Genomic DNA, 17,721 nt, shown 5'->3' with positions numbered 1-17,721 from the left:
GAAGATTGACAGAATACGATGGATCATAATATAGAATACGTAGATCTATCCGTCTGTCCTATAGAATATTCAAAGAAGAAATGCTGATCCAATCAATGAAAACTACTCTTGTTGATTGCCTGATCAGTGTTCCTTCTTTTATTCTTTCGTGTAGTTGCAAGCTTCTACTGTCGCTGGTTGGTCCATCAGATTTATGAATCTAGTAATACAAACAGAGAAAATTTTAATCAATAGAAATTTATTAGAAATAAGTGAAGGTGTTTAGATAATAATTCCGTAGAAAGACAAATATACATGATCAAAGCTTCACTACCTTAGTAATCAAGTCAAAATGTACAGGCAAGACCAATACAACAGCCATGCAAGTTGAACTAGGAGACATCGGTATAGTTCGCTGAAAATAAAAAATGAAACATTCTGACTAAATGAATTCTTCTTAGTATAGAATCCTCTAAAAATGAAGGTTGGTAGAAGAAATGGAATATATAATGGATACGTTTAGTAGCCGTTACTTAACAAAAAAGCAAAACGAAATGTTGCAACTGTTTACGGTTCTAGTGACAGAAAAATATTTGTCATTGAATAAATTAAGTGAGCGGTTAAACTTAACGATGTATCAAACGAAAATATTACTGGTTGAACTCGAAGAAAACTTCGAACAATTGAATTTTACATTTTCATCTTTCTTTTTACTAGAAAAGGGGACGATTGGTTTAATCGAAGGTGTTAATCAGGAACTGTTGCTTCAAGTATTTGTTAATTTGAAAAAAAAGTTTTTTAATGAATCACCTTATTTTCAATTATTGCTCTATCTCTTGAAACACCGAAAAACTCGTGTAGTCGATATTTCCGAAAAGTTGATGTTTAGTAAGTCTTATAGTTATAAATTGATCAGTCGGCTGAAAGATATCTTTCATTATCAAAAAATACCAATAACTATTAATAGTAATTTTGAATCAATTTCTTTGGAAGGCAATGAGATGTCTATCAGAACATATCATTACCTGGTACAAATCATGGCCTATAATGTTTTCGCAGATAGCCAAACAAGAGTGAATATTGACCTAGTAGGTGGACACTATGAGAGGTTGAAGACAACAAAAGCAAAGCATGACATTCTATTCTCGATACTTGAAAATGCTGTGTCACGTGGGTATATCATACAAGATTTGGACAAAACAGCGATAGAACTATTCGCTGATATGAAAGAACTGTATGAAGAGGACTCGCTAACAAAGTTGATACCAACGCGAAACATGGAAGATAGAGAAAAAGAAGTTGCATTCTTTTATTTTTGTAGACAACTTCTCATCCCTGAAACGACAAGCAAGCAGGACAAGATAGTCTTAGGCAAAAAATTCAAAGAGCATAAACAGAACGAAATCGTTGATTTTTCTATGAATGTCGTCGAAACATTATCAGAAAAATATAAGATAAATTCCGATGTGGAACATGTGATTTTATATGAAAGTGTCATCAATAGTTGGGCATACAAAAATATTTATTTCGAGAATTTAAAGGGAGTGGCTAATCAAAATAGTCCTAATAGTAGAATCCATGAAGTGAAGCAGCTACTATTGGAAATAGTCAAAAATAGGAATTTTCAAGTTGGGGATAGACAAATATTTGCGAACAAGTTAGCACATATCCTTTCGTATTATTTGCCTATCCAAAACAATGAAAGAGTGACTATTGCTATATCGATGTTGCATCATCCGGAATATGTACCAGTTATCGAAAGTAAATTACTAACGATATTTAATAAAAAAATCATTCATTTCACTTCTGACTTTACTGATGCAGATATTTTGGTGTCTGATGGGATTGTGTACCACGAAGAGTCCCAAGATTTTGCTTTTTTTAGAGACATTCACAATAAGGATCATTGGGACAATTTAAACGCGATCGTCCAAGCAAGAATTATCTTAAAGTTAGAGTAATGAATTTAATAAATATAGATAATAAAAAAATCTCGAAGGAAACTTATTCTTTTCAATTTGATCAGGGAAAAGTGAAACATTCTGATGAATCAAAATACAAAGTATGATGACAGGATAACTACTGTTGTGAAAAAGAGGAATAAGAATGATCAAGAAAAAATATAGAGATTTAAGATACTTGATAGGAAAATGAATAGGAGAAATAATGACAAAAAATAGCCAAGCCAAAGAATACAAGTTAGTTGACTTCTGTTCGCTTATTTTCGTTTTATTGATGGGATGTTTTTTTTACATACAACCAGTAGAGGCGTCCGAGGAAGATACTGCATCGATCCTAGTGGATGTGCAACCCAAAGAATATGAGATCAGAAATAGCTATCTGCAGTTTACTCCAGAACTTAATAAGAACTATGAGTTCACTGCTACGATTACAAATATAGGTGACAAAGACTTAGATGTTACTGTCTATCCATCGGTTGCTATATCAACGATGGGAAGTGTCACTTATGTTGAAAATACAGAAAATCTTTTAGATGAAAAGTATGACTTTAGTAAATACGTGAAGATAACTGATGCTAATGGCGAACTAGAAGACGGGAAAATCAAAGTTGAAGCGAAACAAAGTGAAACGATAGCAATTTTGATCAATGTGACTGAGGAACTTAATGGAGAAGTTTTAGGTGGGGTGAATTTCTCTCAGACATTAAGTGAAGAAAGTCATGAAGATGCTGTAGATATCGTTCATGTCTATGAGAAAGTGATCCTATTTCATCTCAAGATGGATGAAATAGAGGCTGAAAAAGAACAAACTTATGATGAGTTTGAGTTTGTGAGCTCACAGGATGCGATAAGGCTTGATTACTATATAGTCAACAATGATCCTGCAGTAACTTTTGCGGAAAGCGGCTCATACAAAGTAATCAATCCAAACGGGGATATCATTTCTGAAGGAGAAATTGAAGAAAGCTCAATTGCATTGACGCCAATGACTAAAACAAAGCTAAATCTACCGTTAGTTAGTGATGCAGAATTGATGTTTGGGGAATATCAGTTTATCCTAACTGTTGATGGCAAAGAAAAAGTAACTAAATTTAATTATACAAAAGAAGAGCTGGAAGGATTGATAGAGCAAACAGGTGGTTCAAACAAGATTATCGTCAATCAAGGCAGTAATATCTGGGTGATTGGTTTGTTGCTTGTTTTTTCTGCTCTGTTGATCATCACAAGTGTAATACTTTATCTTAAATATAAGAAAACGAGAATCGATAGCTAAGGCTTCGATTCTCGTTTTTCATTTCAGCCAGATGATTTTTGAAAAATTATGTGGTTTCTTTATTAGGTAAAAGTCCGAATGTATGAATGATTAACAATGTCAGGAAAGAAATTCCAGTACCAACAAAGCCAAAACACATATCAATAAGATCAGGTGTGTTTATGAATCCTAAGACAGTTTCACAGAGCGCATTTACTACGAGTAAGAGTAAAGAAAAGATGACTACATAATTGAATTTTACACCCATCAATAACCAAAAATATGGAATCAAACCTAAAATCAAACTAATTGAAAAGTTTGAGATATGAAGATAAAAATCAGGATAGATAGAGGTGAAAATCGTAACATTCCAATACTTTGATAAATACATGAATGAGCCAATAGCAATCACCACAAGATATAAAATAGAAGTCCATAACTTGGGTAAAAATTTAAAAGCGAGTTGGTTTTTCATGATAGGTCATCTCCGAATGATGTTTGAGTAATGAATATAGTGAGTTTTAATATGTATACACAGGCTTTTTATTGTTAAAAAAGAGGTGGTCAACTTCATTATAGCCTATTTACTTTATTATGTAATACATCAAACAGTAAAGGACACATCCATATCAAAAAAGACAATACCAAGACATGTCTGGTATCGTCCACAAAACAAACAATGCTTTATTCTTTTTGATTTTCCCAAATAAACAGAGGCTCTTCTGACCGATCATAATACTTTGGGTTTAATTTGATATCTCCATTGGCGTTGTTTTTCTGAACGACCGATAATAGCATCGGACTAAAACCTAAAATTGATAGAACAATAGAACCAACTACTAGTCTTGTTTTTCTTAGCATAATTATCCTCCCCCAGTAGAATGATTTGACGAAGTAAGCATTTTTTTATGATCGTATAAGACTAAAACTAACCGTATACGACGTATATGCGTCTTATCCAGTAAATTTTAATTTAAATAGGCAAAAATTACGTATAGTAATAATGAACGAAGCAGATGAGTAAATAGTAGTACAAGTAGCAAATACTAGAAAGTATTGATGTGCTGACAGAACATACACAAAAAGTATCCGAGAATTTGAAGAGTAAGGAATGAGGGATAATCAATTGGGAAAGAAAAAGTGGCTGATTCTAGTAAGTATAGGTGTAGTATTAGTTCTTTTAATGACGATAGAAGTGAAGAAGATGAGCGAACCAACAGAAAGAGAGAAACAAGTAGCTTTTTTAATTGAACACGAGGAAGAAATGGCGGAATTTGTAAAGCAGCAAAATGAAAAAGTTGATAAAGTTGTGTTTGATTGGAATTCACTAGAGCAAGAGATAGTAGGGAATGGACTTCCGCAAGGTGCCGGTGAGGTTTTTATTATTCGAATACAAATTATTGATAAGAAGGACAAGGAAATAAATTCATTTGGTTTTGCTATAGATCCTGATAATATTAATAGACCTAAGAAGATAGAAAAAATGTATACGATCAATGCTAACTATGATTACTATAGTTGCAGCCACAGAAGGGAGAAATCCTTGTGAGGAAAAAGAAGAAAATTATTGTAGTTAGTTTGACTATTACTCTAGTTCTTTTAGGAACGTTAGGAATGAAAAAAATAATGGAACCGACGGAAAAAGAAAAACAAATCGCTTTTTTAAAAGAACAGGAAGAAATAATGTCTAAGTATATAAAACAAGAAAGTCATTCAGAAATCGAAATCAAATATGATTGGGATTCAGTAGAATGTAGTCAAAGTATGGCACTCACAAGTCCAATGTTAGCGATCAAATTTGATGTTATAGATAAGAAAAAAAGTAGTGAAGAAAACTACTTTTATAAAGGAAATACTCTGATCATTGATGTAAATAAAGAGTATTCTACTATAAATGATATGTGGACTACGAATGTTATTCTAGAATAAACACTTTGAATGATGTAAATAAATCACAAATCTCGAAATCAATTTAAATGTTTATGTAAATTGATTTCGAAGGTTGCACAAAGTAAAACTAAATAGTTTTGCTTATGAATCTTTATAAAAAAATGAGGGGATAATCTATTGGGAAGAAAGAAAAAATGGTTGATTCTGGTGAGTGTAAGTTTACTATTAACACTTTTTACAACAATAGGTATGAATAAAATGAATGCGCCAACAGAAAAAGAAAAACAGCTTGCTTTTTTGAAAGAGCATGAAGAAGACTTAACCAAGTACATTAAAGAGAGAAACTCACAAATCAAGATAGCCATTATTAAATATGATTGGGAATCATTTAGGATAGAGGATAGCGGAGCTTTTACCCCAAAAATGTACATAGTTGATATTGAATTATATAGTATTGATAAAAATGAAATAGATGGCGGAGCAATTCAAGTTTTACCAAATAACTTAAAAAAACCTACTAAGATAGAAGAGATAGCGACCAATGATTTTGAAGAAGCAATGGAGGAACTAGATGATGGCTAACTTAGATAATTCATATACCATTCATGCTAATTTTGTAAATGCAAAAGATGGTTATGAAAAACCTGTTTATGAAAAACCTGTAAGCACAGTTTCCCTCTAACCCGATGCTAATGTGTGAAAGGAGTTAAAGAATTTGGAGCAATACCAGTATCAAAAGTAATGGGAAGATATGAAGTATAAATTTACGTGAAAATCCATACCAAAAAAGATTTCAAAAACTTGGACGACCAAGAGATGAGAGGATAATGAATTGGTAAAGAAAAAATGGCTGATTCCAGTAAGTATTGGCATACTATTAGCCCTTTTTACAACAATAGGTGTGAATAAAATAGATGAGCCAACAGAAAAAGCAAGACAAATCGCTTTTTTGAAAGAGCACGAGAAAAAAATAACGGAATATGTGAAAGAAAGAAATGATTACGTAATTTTAAAAAAATATCAAATTAAAAATATTGAGTATGATTGGGAAACAGTTCGAGTTGTACAGGGCATGGCGTTTAGTCGTAAGTCAATCGCTGTTACTATCTATCTTTTTGATGAAACAGATAAAAAGGTTGATGGATTTGAAATATATATTTATCCCGATAATATTTCAAATCCTACTAAAATAAAAAGCTTTGAGTAAGGTGAAATACAAATGAACATTTAATTTGGTATAGTCAGCACACTTAATCGACCATTAAGAAGAGAAATTAAGATCAAAAATATAAGTATGCTTGTAACTATTGATTCACAAAGGTAAAAGCATAAAGGAGAAAAAATATGTGAGGAAAAAGAAGAAAATTATTGTAATAAGTTTGACTATTATCTTAGTACCTTTAGGCATGTTAGGGATGAAAAAAATAATGGAACCGACGGAAAAAGAAAAACAAATCGCTTTTTTGAAAGAACATGAAAAAGAAATGACCGTATATGTAAAGTCACAAAATGATAAAATCACAAGCGTTCAATATATCTGGGAAAGTGTAGAAGTTATTACGATTGGAAATGGACTTCCTTTTGGGGCAGGAGAAGCAATCACAATTGAAGGAAAATTCAATCATATTCCTGACTCCAGTTTTTATTTACAATTCAGTCTTGAAAAAACAAATAGAATGCCAGTGATAGAAAGCATGACTGCTTTTAATTCTTTTAGAATTAAGGGAATGCTTCTATGAGAAATGTAGAGAATATCAACAATATTTATACCAATTTAGCCGGAAGCAGCTATAATAGTTCGCCTAATTCAATTTAAAAATATTTAACTAGTATGAACTAAATGGAATTTGATTATGCTATTAAAGAGATTGATTAATATAGGGATGTAACTAATGAGGAAGCAAAGCTACCCAATAACGGTAAGATGCTACCGTAAAAACAGTCAAAGAGTTAGGGAAATATGTGGTCCAAAAGTAAACAGAGGAATAAAGTACATACCAATAAATGTACACGAATAAATGATATTGCTAAAATCGATAAAGTTGTTTTGTTTTAAGGACCTGTTTAGGTAAAGTTTCGAGAGTTTGTCAGAAAGAACATAGACATAAATTAGGAGAGCTAGGAATGAGGGGATAATCAATTGGGAAAGAAGAAAAAATGGTTGATTTCAGTAAGTATAGGTGTATTATTAGTGCTTTTGATAACGATAGGAGTGAATAGAATGAGCCAACCAACAGAAAAAGAGAACCAAATTGCTTTTTTGAAAGAGCATGAAAGTAAAATGACAGAATATATTAACCAATCTGAAGGTAAAAAAGTAACAGCGATTGATTATGATTGGAACAATGTTAATCAAGTGGTTATCGGAAATGGTCTTCCTAGTGGTGCAGGTAAAAAAATTCAAATTTTTGGATTCGTAAATAATAAGCCAAATATGGATTTCAGGCTTGATATAAAATTAAATAAAAACAATATACCTGATATGTCAACTTTACATTATGGTCAAAAAATAAATTATGAGGGAGAACATCATGTCTGATTTAGAAAATACAAATAATATATATGCTAATTTTGCACAAAGATCTTATACAGGTCGTGAGATTAACTTTCCTTATGAAGAGCTTAGCTTTAGTAAAAAAAAGAAACTAGACAATAATAATTCTGTTAAATTCAATTTCCCAAATGCAAAAGATGGTCATGGAAATGATTTAAGTACAGTCTACCTCCAACCCGATACCACCGTCAAAACAGTCAAGGAGTTAGGAAACATCCGAGTCCCGAAAGTAAACGGAGGCTATGAAATACAGAGCTATGTAAAAAACACATATAAGCAAGGTCTATTAACGGATGAAAAAGCTGGATTCAATGCTTATTATGTGACGGATACGCCTAAGTTGTCGATAGAGACTAAGCATACTTATTTTGTTACTAGAGGCAGTGATGGTATTTCTTCAAGTAATTTGAATCTTAATGACTGGTGGCATAATAACCAGGCATTTACAACAAAAAATGCTTATATTCCGCAAGCAAAATTAGCAAATCAAGCCATGCACCAGAAGATAACGGAAATGACCACACAAGCACCTCATGCTACAATGTCTGTCACAGGTCATTCTCTGGGAACGATGGTGTCGATTCAGGCTGTGGCGAATCTTCCTGAAAAAGATATTGCGAAAATCGACAAAGTGGTTTTGTTTCAAGGCCCTGATGCACGTGAAAGTATCAATAGAATGTCGGAACAGGCACAAAAAAATATCCAGAAGTTGGAAGAGCATGGGAAAATCGACTATTACGTCAATGCTTTTGATATTGTTTCCATGTTGAATAGAAATAAGTCTGGGGTAGATGAAATCGGGAATGTTCGTTACTTACTACCGAAATCTTTTAACACGACGTTTGATATGGAAGATCAAAACGGTTCTAGCCATGACTTTGGACAGTTTCAAATAAATCCCGATGGTACACTTCAGGAAGCTAATTTGAAGGAACATGGCTACATTTTTGCTGCGGGGATCAAGGTTTCCCATTTGATCGATAAATATTTGACTCGTGTAGTAAAAGAAAAACCAGAAGGTGGGTTATCTTTTACCGAAGTTATAAAACTATTGCTATCTGGAGAATATAAAGATTTCGAAAAAGAATATGCCAAGATTATTGCAGAGGCAAAAGTTGCTAGTGAATGGAACGAGACGGTCAACGAATTACATAAAAGAATTTCTAATGCTTCAGGTTCTAAAAAAATCACTTTACAATCGGAGTTAGTTCAATCGATCATCCAAAAAGCGAAAAATATAGGCGAAGAGTACGAGATCATCTTTAAAAATGCACAAAAAGAATCTGAAGATGAGATTACGGCAATATCAAAAGAACTATTGGCTGGTGCGGGAGCAATCAAAAACTATTTGACTTATTGGGAAGTACAAGAGATGGTTTCACCATATGAAATAAATAATTTATGGGATAGCGGGCAAGCCGCATTAAATACGAATCAAGTGAAACAATATAAAGAGAAGCTGGAGGAGTTTAGTAATAAACTGGCGGTAGTAGCAAATCATCTTACAGAGTATGACAGACAAGCAGGAAATAATTTGTTCAAAAACAAGTGAAAGGAGTTTATCCATGGAAGATAGAGAATTACAAGAATTTCTTGAAAGACTTGGACAAGAACAAAAGGAACGGGAACGAGTAGCCATACAAGCACTGATCCTTGCAAAGGAAAGTCGCATCGCTCAGACCAAGTTAACTTCGATCGAATCCCTAAAAGAGATCTCAGAAGGAATGTATCAACAAACAAATAATGGCTTACCGTCTACTTTAAAAGGTGCTTTAGAAGGGGAAAGTGCCGTTGCAGCAGAACAGTATGTCAAACAAATGAAACAACCAACATTGGTCACACCTGTGAAAAGGGGGTAAAGAATGGGGACAGTAGAGAAACAACGTAAACTACAAGATTTAGAGGCGCAATTCTATCAAAACAAACGTCAGATACACGGTCAACAAGAAGAAATCGATCATCAGTTAGTAAACTTTAGGAAAGAAACAGGTCAATTGGTACAAAAAATCATGTATTTGACGAAGAACGATCATTGGGATAACCGACAATTCTTTCATCAAATGGAGGCAATAGATCGTAAACTGATCCATACGGCTCAAAACTATGCACGACAATTAGAAGAAAAAGAGCAAGAATTAACAAGATCCTATCGAAAAGAGATAGAGCGAATTCAGGAAAACAATTACTAGAAAAAACACCGTCACGATCTTTCACAAATCTCTCTTCCTTATAGAAAATAGACTCTCTGTTATAATACATGTAAGCAAATAAGATAATAGGGGGAGAAAGATGAGCGAAGATGATGTGAAACAGATAACTAATACAGGATTACCATACGATGATATGGACTCTAAAGTAGTACACGCACGAAATCATGCGTTGAGACAATGCAGGAGATACAATTTTCTCGTGAATTCAGAAAATCATTATAAACACCCCATTTTGCGGGCGCTATTCGCTTCAATGGGTGAGAATGTCTATATCGAGTCGAATTTTCAATGTGAGTTTGGTTTCAACATTTCTATAGGAAATAATGTTTATTTGAACCATGATATGATCATTCTTGATTGTCATGAGGTGACGATCGGAAATGATGTTTATGTAGGGCCGAGGGTTGGTTTGTATGCAGCCAATCATGCAGAAGATCCATTTGAACGTGCTGATCATGTCGTTTATGCGAAGCCGATCCATATTGGCGATAAAGTTTGGTTAGGAGCGGGAGTCCATGTTCTTCAAGGGGTGACGATTGGTGCAAATAGCATCATTGGGGCAGGAAGTGTCGTAACAAAAGATATACCAGAAAATGTGATCGCGGCAGGGAATCCGTGTAAAGTGATCCGACCGATTACGTATAAAGATCGAGAAAAAAATATTAAAGTCCAGGATAGTGCCTTGTTGATGGAACGATAGCATGCTGGCTTTAGGAAAGTTTCTTTCAGTCAAACAAGAGACAAAAACTTTTGGATAAAAAACAATACCCGAACGATGGATCAGTTCCTTCTCATAGAGATGAGAGAAACTGATTCGACGTTCGGGTTTTTGCATTTAGTGATTAGCTATAGTACAAATATTCATCAACGATTTCTTGTCTTTGCCACTACTTGGTTTGGTAATTTCAACACAACGAGTGAAACGACAAGGACCGATAGCAGCCGATCTAAATAATCTGTCGCTGCTTGAACAATCGTGACACTTACAGCTTGGTTTAGTCCTAATCCATAAAGAAGTTGGACAATGGTACTTGAACCTGATGAAGTGATACCACCAAATAATTGGATCGTGATGATCGAGGATAGTATGGTTCCAGGAGCTGAAAGGACAAACGTCCATGCCAATAATGAAAGTCTACTCTTCAAACCTTGGGCCTGTAATTTCTGTGGTAAAATCAACCCCGCTAATAACCCAGTGATGATTTGTATCGGGGAATAATACAAAGAGAACATATCCATCGTCACGCCACTAAGTAAGCTACTACTTAATCCTGTCAAAACCCCAGGAATTGGTCCGAGTAAAGCTCCTGCAAAAATCGTACCGATCGAATCAAGATAAATCGGTAAACGGAGCCATAAAGCAATCGTTCCACCGAGAAAGTTGATTCCGATACTTAGTGCCATGATTGTGATCATTCTTGTCGTGATTTTCTTTTGTGTCATCTTTTTTCATCCTATCTTTAATCTTTCCAGATCATTTTTTATCAATTCTTCTTGTGCATGTAAAAGAACGGCTAAAAACTTCCGGAAAAAAAGAGAGGTGTCGACATCTGTCATGATTAGACTGTTTGGTTTTTTCTGCCAAAAATCATAACGATCAACCAAGGTTTGTCCGCGGCTGATGCCTTGTGTTTCAACAGCAGTATAGCTAGTGAATCCTTGGCATAGTTGTTCATCGATGAAATACGCAACTGCCAAAGGGTCATTGATGACACAACCTAGGACGCGTTCTTGTTGCCAATGAAAGTCAAAGTAAAAGCGTGTGATTGCTTTTAAATAATTGCCTTCTTCGGGCGCGAGTTGGCAACAATATTCTAGGATCGTTGGTGTAAAGACGATTTCTCGTGTCACGTCTAAACCAACCATCTCAATCATTTGACCAAGATGTTCAAATACATAAGCTGCGGCATCAGGGTCACACCAGTAATTGTATTCTGCTACAGGTGAACAATTGCCGTGGCTTTTATACGTGCCACCCATCGAAACAAATCGATCCATGTGTTTGCCTATTTGTGGATTCTTTTGTAAAGCAGAAGCGATATTTGTTAGTGGCCCTAACGCGATCAGTGAAGTATCTTTTTGTTCAGCAAAATAACTCGCTAAAAAATCAACAGCGTGGATCGTTTCGGCTTGTTTGTCTGTTACTAATGGGAAGTTCGTTTCCCCTAGACCGTCCATGCCATGAGTATCTTGAGCGCTGATAAATGGCGTGTTGAGTGGTGTTGCAGAACCTTGATAGACAGGGATGTCTAAACGGTCACAACGTTCCAAACAACGGATCACATTTTCAGTTCCCAAATGTACGGGGACGTTTCCACAAACGGTGGTGATTGCGACAACTTCGATTTCTGGTGATTTTAATGCAAACAATAGCGCTAATGTATCATCGATACCGGGATCGCAATCAATAATAACTTTTCGCATTATTTCCAATCTCCTTTCTTTAGAGACACTTAGTTTTTTATCCTGGGAAGTTTCCGAACCAGTCCAAGGGGTCAACCCTTGATTCCAATGCACGGCATTAGTATACTTATTTTTATGAAGAATGTAAATGTTATGCAAACAATTCATTATCTCTTATGAGTGTTAGAAGTAGGAAAAAAAGATCGTTTGTAAGGAATAAGGTCTTTAAAATTACAGCAGATCAATGGTTCACTGTCTGTCTCTTTGATAGAACGTGGTACAATAGAAATGAACGTTGAAATACGTAGGAGAAAGATAGAGCACCATTTAGCATACTTGAATTTTTGTTTCAATCACCAAGTAGAAAGTGTGGGATGCAAGTGATTGTTTTTTATAGTTTATTAATTATGTTATTAATGATCGGTAGTTATCATTTTATTGCTTATCTGTACGCAAAGAAGTTGATCAAAACTGGATTACAACGTGGTTATGCTTGGTATGAAGAAACAGGCCATCAACTCATGGACCCTGCCTCTTTGACGACAGTCGAAGAACAACGCCAACGTTTAGAAGATCTAGCAGAAGATTTTTGGCAACAAGGAGAACCCATAACGACCAAAAGTCAAGAGGGGTTAAAATTGAAGGGTAGAATGTTCTCTACTTATTCGAACAAAGGTAAATGGGTAGTCTGTGTCCATGACTATCGCAGCACAGGGAAAAAAGACATGTCTTATATCGGGAAAAAGTATGCAGAAAAAGGCTTCAATGTCTTGATCCCTGATTTGCGTGCTCATGGAGAAAGTGAAGGGGAGATCATTGGGATGGGGTGGTTGGATCGGTTAGATTTGATACTCTGGATCAATGAGATCTTGCAACGAGAGCCAGAGGCTAAGATCATCTTACATGGAGGCTCAATGGGTGCTTCTACGATCATGATGGCTAGTGGAGAGAAGTTGCCGAGTGCTGTCAAAGGATTGATTCTTGATAGCGGCTTTGTATCCGTTTATTCAGAATTTCGTTATATGTTAAGCAAATTGACGGTTTTTCCAAAAAAAATCATTATGCGACATGCGAATCGTTACGCGCAAAAATATGCAGGTTATTCTTTGAAACAGGCATCAGCAACGAGACAGTTAGGGAGCAATCATTTACCCGTTCTGATCATCCATGGTGAACATGATCATTTTGTCCCGATGGAAGCAGCTTATACGATCCAAAATGCCACGGCAGGAGATAAAGCTTTACTGCTAGTGCCTGGAGCAGAACATTTAGAAGCAGTAAGTAAAGATCCAGAGACCTACTGGACAGTGATTTTTTCATTCATTAAGCAAAGAGTGGGTCTATAAGTACAAATGATTGTTTGAAAAAAATAGGACTGGTAAAATCAAATTGAATAAAGAAACTGTTCGTTATTTTAGGGTTGGGAGAGTGAAATGATGGAAATCAAAGAAGAAAAGAATCGCTTAGTGTTATTGGACGATGAACAAAACGAAATAGGAGAAATGACGTGGTCGGATGCTGGTCCTGATATTATGATCATTGATCATACATTTGTTGATCCTGCATTTCGTGGACAGAAATTAGCAGAAAAATTGGTTGCTACAGGAGTGGAAGTAGCCAGACGTACTGGCAGAAAAGTGATTCCGTTATGTCCCTACGCAAAAGCGGAGTTTGAGAGAAAAGCTGAATATCATGATGTTTGGCGTAAATAAGCGCCAATGGTTATCAAATAAGCATTGATTTTAGACGAGGATACAGGGGTATCGTTTGTCACAGAACCTGCAAAAAAATCGATGTGAAAAAGCCAAGAAATGTTCTTTAAAACATCGGCCATCTTATGAAACACTGTTGTCACAAGACGTGTTATGTGATAAAGTTAGAAGGACGATATTTTGAGAAAGGAGGCTGTTTGATGTATAATATTATTTTAGGGATCGTCATTGTCATCTCGATTATGATGGTCATTGCGATCATGATGCAACCAAGCAAACAAAATAGTGCAGCAAGTGCATTTACAGGTGGCGCAGATCAATTATTCGGAAAGCAAAAAGCACGTGGATTTGAAGCAGTAATGCAACGCTCGACAGCTGTTATGGGCGCTGTATGGATGATTCTGTTATTCGTACTTGCATTTTTATCTTCTAAATAAATCGTTCGAAACCAATGATCAGAAGTGATCATTTGCTTCATTTAGATTTTGAGGATACACGGATGGTTCATCGATTGTTCAAAAAAATAGAAGGTCTGGGAAACGAAATGCTCCCAGACCTTTTTTGTTGAATAGAAAAAGAACCGTTATATAAGAAGGTATTTGCTAACTATGGTAAAATAAGGCTAATGAGGTGAATAAAATGAAAAGTCTACCACAACCTATTTATGAAAAACATGGGAAGCGTGCAATCCTCTTACTGCATGCGTATTCAGGTAGTCCAAATGATGTACGGATGTTAGCCCGTTTTTTAGAGAAATCAAACTATTCGGTCTATGCCCCAATGTTTACAGGACATGGCACGCTTGCTCCAAATGAGATCTTAGAACAGGACGCTGAGACGTGGTGGCAAGATACGAAACAAGCGATCCAGTTTCTCTACGATGAGGGATTTTCTGACATCGCCGTATTAGGATTATCGATGGGCGGGATTTTTGCAGTCCGAGCATTATCAGAATTTCCGATGATAGGAGGCGGATTTTTTTGTTCGCCAATTTCTCCAGTAGAAAATCATGTGCCGGAGAATTTTGAGAATTATGTACGCCAGATCTTGAAAATTGCCGGTGAATCGGAGTCGATGATCGAACAACAAGTCGAAAGCTTTCGGCCACGAGTACAGCAACAATTAACAGATATTCAAGAACAAGCAGCAATAACAGAAAGTAAGTTATCAGATATCCAAAAACCAGTATTCATGGCTCAAGCGGGTCAAGATGAAATGATTGATCCTTATGGTGTCTACGAGACAGCAAAAAAACTTGCGCATACTGACATTTCCTTACACTGGTATCCAGAAAGTAAGCATGTGATCACAGTAGGAATAGCAAGAAAAGTGTTTGAAAAGGATGTATTGGATTTTCTAGAGAACTTACCTTGGAATGAGGAATAATAATGACAAAAGAAACATTAAAAGAAAAAATCATTTTTTTTATTGAAAGCAGTCGTAAGAAAAGTTTTTCGATGGAAGAAATCGCTGAAGGTCTTGGCTTTCAAAAAAGCGAAGATTTTAAATTACTAGTGCAAACTATCGCACAGATGGAAAGAGAACAAAGTATCGTATTTACCAAAAAAGGAAAAATCAAACTGCCACTTCAACCCATTTTGATTGAAGGAACGTTCCGCGCAAATGAGCGAGGATTTGGGTTTGTCACAATCGATCCTGAAGAAGATGATGTGTATATCCCCAAAGAAGCGACTGGCTATGCGATGGACGGGGATACTGTTGCAATCGATATCGTCAAAACGGCGGATGCCTTTTCGGATCGTGGAGCCGAAGGAAAGGTCGTTGAGATTCGTCAACGCGCAACCACACAAATTGCCGGAGAGTTCATCGCCTATACAGAAGATGAAATGGCAGAAACGGATCTTTATGGAGTAGTCATTCCAAAAGATAAAAAAATGAATCAATTCAAAGTGTACGCCGCAGCAGAAGGCGTTCGTCCAGTAGACGGAAGTATCGTGTTGATCGAGTTGACCCATTATCCAGAAAAAAGCTATGCAACGAGTTTAGAAGGAATCATCAAACAAGTCATTGGTCATAAGAATGATCCTGGCATGGATATTTTATCGATTGTCGTAGCCAATGGGATACCGACCAAGTTTCCGGATGATGTATTAAGCGAAGCAGATGCTGTACCGGATAGTATCAGCGACAAAGATTTGATTGGTCGCAGGGATCTACGTGACCAGTTGATCGTGACGATCGATGGCGAAGATGCCAAAGATTTAGATGATGCAGTCACAGTTAGAAAGTTAGATAATGGAAATTACTTTTTAGGCGTCCACATTGCCGATGTTTCATACTATGTGACAGAAGGTAGCCAATTAGATCGTGAAGCCTATGAGCGGGGAACAAGTGTGTATTTGACTGATCGTGTGATTCCGATGATCCCGCAACGTTTATCAAATGGGATTTGTTCGTTGAATCCTAAAGTTCCGCGGTTAACAATGAGTTGTGAAATGGAGATCGACCCAACAGGGAAAATCATTTCTCATGAGATTTTTCCAAGTGTGATCCAAACAACAGAGCGAATGACTTACACAGCAGTCAATCAGATCTTAGAAGAGCAAGATGAAGAAACTATGGCTCGCTATGACTCATTGGTTCCTATGTTTCAAGCGATGGGTGAGTTGCATGAGATCTTAGAGACGATGCGTATTCGTCGTGGTGCAATCTCTTTTGAAGATCGTGAAGCCAAAATCATGGTTGATCCAGAAGGTCACCCTCAAGATATCCTCTTGCGGAGTCGTGGTGTAGGAGAACGTTTGATCGAATCCTTTATGTTGGCAGCCAATGAAACGGTGGCAGAACATTATTCACGTGCGAATTTCCCTTTTATTTATCGTATCCATGAGCAACCAAAAGAAGAGAAAATGCAACGCTTCTTTGATTTTGCATCTGCTTTAGGGATTTTAGTCAAAGGAACGAAGGGCACGATCACACCTAAGGACTTACAAAAAGTGATCGAAGATGTTGAAGAAAAACCGGAGTCAGCAGTGATCAATACCATGTTGTTAAGAAGTATGCAACAAGCGCGTTATTCTGAGGATAATTTTGGCCATTACGGATTAGCAGCAGAGTACTATACACATTTCACGTCACCGATCCGTCGTTATCCAGACTTGATCGTGCATCGTTTAATTCGTTCATATGGTCAAGATCCAAGTGAAAGCAATCAGACGCATTGGGAAAATGCACTGCCTGATATTGCCGATCATAGCTCGAAAATGGAGCGACGTGCAGTTGAAACAGAACGTGAAGTGGACTCAATGAAGAAAGCCGAGTTTATGATGGATAAAGTGGGAGAAGAATTTGATGGGATCATCAGCTCTGTGGTGAAATTCGGGTTATTCATCGAACTGCCAAATACAGTAGAAGGTTTGATCCATATCAATGAATTGAAACAAGATTACTTCCACTACATTGAAAACCATCTAGCGCTCGTTGGTGAGCGGACAGGATTAACATTCAAGATCGGACAAAAAGTACGAGTGAAAGTAGTCAAGGCTGATCCTACTGAGCGAGCAGTTGATTTCGAATTAGTCTCCGCAGAGGAATTGGCACCGCTGGAAGCGCCAAAAGGAAGAAGAAAAGAAGCAAATAGAGGTTCTTCAAAACATTCAAATGGACGGCAAACGGACAAGAAAAAACGTCCGAAAAAAGCCGATAGTAAATATGGTCCAAAAAAAGAAAATGGGAAAAAAGGGAAAAAACCTTTTTACAAAGGCGTCACCAAGAAGAAAAAGAAAAAATAAATAAAAAA

At 36.2% G+C, this 17,721-nt stretch carries 21 protein-coding genes and 1 riboswitch; of the genes, 17 read left to right on the top strand and 4 right to left on the bottom strand.

Features of this window, described 5'->3' with window-relative positions:
• Positions 1 to 476: 476 nt before the first annotated feature.
• A complete protein-coding gene (locus EM4838_RS09915; RefSeq protein WP_065095697.1) occupies positions 477 to 1,940 on the top strand; it encodes a helix-turn-helix domain-containing protein in 1,464 nt (487 codons plus the stop codon).
• 205 nt (positions 1,941 to 2,145) lie between these two features.
• Positions 2,146 to 3,213, top strand: a complete 1,068-nt coding sequence (locus tag EM4838_RS09910) for a WxL protein peptidoglycan domain-containing protein (protein WP_071866730.1) — start codon at positions 2,146 to 2,148, stop codon at positions 3,211 to 3,213.
• Between the two features lie 46 nt (positions 3,214 to 3,259).
• Here the strand turns inward: EM4838_RS09910 and EM4838_RS09905 are convergent, their stop codons facing one another.
• Positions 3,260 to 3,667, bottom strand: coding sequence for a hypothetical protein (locus EM4838_RS09905; RefSeq protein ID WP_071866731.1), 408 nt, complete (start codon positions 3,665 to 3,667; stop codon positions 3,260 to 3,262).
• Positions 3,668 to 3,876: 209 nt separating this feature from the next.
• Positions 3,877 to 4,053 carry a hypothetical protein gene (locus EM4838_RS16615; protein WP_169823217.1) on the bottom strand — a complete coding sequence of 59 codons (177 nt, stop codon included), beginning with the start codon at positions 4,051 to 4,053 and terminating at the stop codon, positions 3,877 to 3,879.
• 322 nt (positions 4,054 to 4,375) lie between these two features.
• On the opposite strand from EM4838_RS16615, the gene EM4838_RS09900 reads away from it, so the two are divergent.
• The 10 genes from EM4838_RS09900 to EM4838_RS09855 all read left to right on the top strand — a co-directional run bounded on the left by EM4838_RS09900 (position 4,376) and on the right by EM4838_RS09855 (position 10,546).
• Entirely contained in the window at positions 4,376 to 4,741 is a 366-nt protein-coding gene (locus EM4838_RS09900; protein ID WP_373865793.1) for a hypothetical protein, read from the top strand.
• On the top strand, positions 4,738 to 5,121 hold the full coding sequence (locus tag EM4838_RS09895) for a hypothetical protein (protein WP_071866733.1): 384 nt from the start codon (positions 4,738 to 4,740) through the stop codon (positions 5,119 to 5,121). The genes EM4838_RS09900 and EM4838_RS09895 overlap by 4 nt, the downstream gene beginning before the upstream one ends.
• A gap of 138 nt (positions 5,122 to 5,259) precedes the next feature.
• On the top strand, positions 5,260 to 5,664 hold the full coding sequence (locus EM4838_RS09890; protein ID WP_071866734.1) for a hypothetical protein: 405 nt from the start codon (positions 5,260 to 5,262) through the stop codon (positions 5,662 to 5,664).
• 250 nt (positions 5,665 to 5,914) lie between these two features.
• Positions 5,915 to 6,289 carry a hypothetical protein gene (locus EM4838_RS09885; protein ID WP_019723974.1) on the top strand — a complete coding sequence of 125 codons (375 nt, stop codon included), beginning with the start codon at positions 5,915 to 5,917 and terminating at the stop codon, positions 6,287 to 6,289.
• Positions 6,290 to 6,428: 139 nt separating this feature from the next.
• On the top strand, positions 6,429 to 6,821 hold the full coding sequence (locus EM4838_RS09880) for a hypothetical protein (protein ID WP_071866735.1): 393 nt from the start codon (positions 6,429 to 6,431) through the stop codon (positions 6,819 to 6,821).
• A 401-nt stretch (positions 6,822 to 7,222) separates the two neighbouring features.
• Entirely contained in the window at positions 7,223 to 7,621 is a 399-nt protein-coding gene (locus EM4838_RS09875; RefSeq protein ID WP_081367425.1) for a hypothetical protein, read from the top strand.
• The gene (locus tag EM4838_RS09870) at positions 7,614 to 9,188 is read left to right on the top strand and encodes a cutinase family protein (protein ID WP_071866736.1); all 1,575 of its coding nucleotides are present in this window, start codon (positions 7,614 to 7,616) and stop codon (positions 9,186 to 9,188) included. The genes EM4838_RS09875 and EM4838_RS09870 overlap by 8 nt, the downstream gene beginning before the upstream one ends.
• A 13-nt stretch (positions 9,189 to 9,201) precedes the next feature.
• Complete coding sequence (locus EM4838_RS09865) at positions 9,202 to 9,495, top strand: hypothetical protein (protein ID WP_071866737.1); 294 nt, start codon at positions 9,202 to 9,204, stop codon at positions 9,493 to 9,495.
• A 3-nt stretch (positions 9,496 to 9,498) separates the two neighbouring features.
• Positions 9,499 to 9,825, top strand: coding sequence for a hypothetical protein (locus tag EM4838_RS09860; protein WP_071866738.1), 327 nt, complete (start codon positions 9,499 to 9,501; stop codon positions 9,823 to 9,825).
• Between the two features lie 100 nt (positions 9,826 to 9,925).
• Positions 9,926 to 10,546 carry a sugar O-acetyltransferase gene (locus EM4838_RS09855; RefSeq protein ID WP_071866739.1) on the top strand — a complete coding sequence of 207 codons (621 nt, stop codon included), beginning with the start codon at positions 9,926 to 9,928 and terminating at the stop codon, positions 10,544 to 10,546.
• Positions 10,547 to 10,710: 164 nt separating this feature from the next.
• Here EM4838_RS09855 and EM4838_RS09850 read toward each other — a convergent pair whose 3' ends face one another.
• Together EM4838_RS09850 and EM4838_RS09845 are read right to left on the bottom strand one after the other, a co-directional pair.
• Positions 10,711 to 11,289 carry an ECF transporter S component gene (locus EM4838_RS09850; protein WP_071866740.1) on the bottom strand — a complete coding sequence of 193 codons (579 nt, stop codon included), beginning with the start codon at positions 11,287 to 11,289 and terminating at the stop codon, positions 10,711 to 10,713.
• 6 nt (positions 11,290 to 11,295) lie between these two features.
• Complete coding sequence (locus EM4838_RS09845) at positions 11,296 to 12,270, bottom strand: nucleoside hydrolase (protein ID WP_071866741.1); 975 nt, start codon at positions 12,268 to 12,270, stop codon at positions 11,296 to 11,298.
• A gap of 23 nt (positions 12,271 to 12,293) precedes the next feature.
• Positions 12,294 to 12,338: riboswitch (PreQ1 riboswitch) on the bottom strand.
• A 291-nt stretch (positions 12,339 to 12,629) separates the two neighbouring features.
• Here EM4838_RS09845 and EM4838_RS09840 point away from each other — a divergent pair.
• From EM4838_RS09840 to rnr, 5 genes are all read left to right on the top strand, one after another.
• Positions 12,630 to 13,595, top strand: coding sequence for an alpha/beta hydrolase (locus EM4838_RS09840; protein ID WP_177187660.1), 966 nt, complete (start codon positions 12,630 to 12,632; stop codon positions 13,593 to 13,595).
• 90 nt (positions 13,596 to 13,685) lie between these two features.
• Positions 13,686 to 13,961, top strand: coding sequence for a GNAT family N-acetyltransferase (locus EM4838_RS09835; RefSeq protein ID WP_019724263.1), 276 nt, complete (start codon positions 13,686 to 13,688; stop codon positions 13,959 to 13,961).
• Positions 13,962 to 14,161: 200 nt separating this feature from the next.
• The gene (secG, locus tag EM4838_RS09830; protein WP_010734881.1) at positions 14,162 to 14,398 is read left to right on the top strand and encodes a preprotein translocase subunit SecG; all 237 of its coding nucleotides are present in this window, start codon (positions 14,162 to 14,164) and stop codon (positions 14,396 to 14,398) included.
• 202 nt (positions 14,399 to 14,600) lie between these two features.
• Positions 14,601 to 15,347 carry an alpha/beta hydrolase gene (locus tag EM4838_RS09825; protein WP_071866743.1) on the top strand — a complete coding sequence of 249 codons (747 nt, stop codon included), beginning with the start codon at positions 14,601 to 14,603 and terminating at the stop codon, positions 15,345 to 15,347.
• A 2-nt stretch (positions 15,348 to 15,349) separates the two neighbouring features.
• Positions 15,350 to 17,713 (top strand): ribonuclease R, encoded by a 2,364-nt coding sequence (gene rnr, locus EM4838_RS09820; RefSeq protein WP_071866744.1) that lies wholly within the window; start codon positions 15,350 to 15,352, stop codon positions 17,711 to 17,713.
• The last annotated feature ends 8 nt before the right edge of the window (positions 17,714 to 17,721 follow it).

The sequence above is a fragment of the Enterococcus mundtii genome, assembly GCF_002813755.1.
Taxonomy (GTDB): domain Bacteria; phylum Bacillota; class Bacilli; order Lactobacillales; family Enterococcaceae; genus Enterococcus_B; species Enterococcus_B mundtii.
Note: the sequence above shows the minus strand (reverse complement) of the source record. Positions and strands in the feature narration are given on the sequence as shown.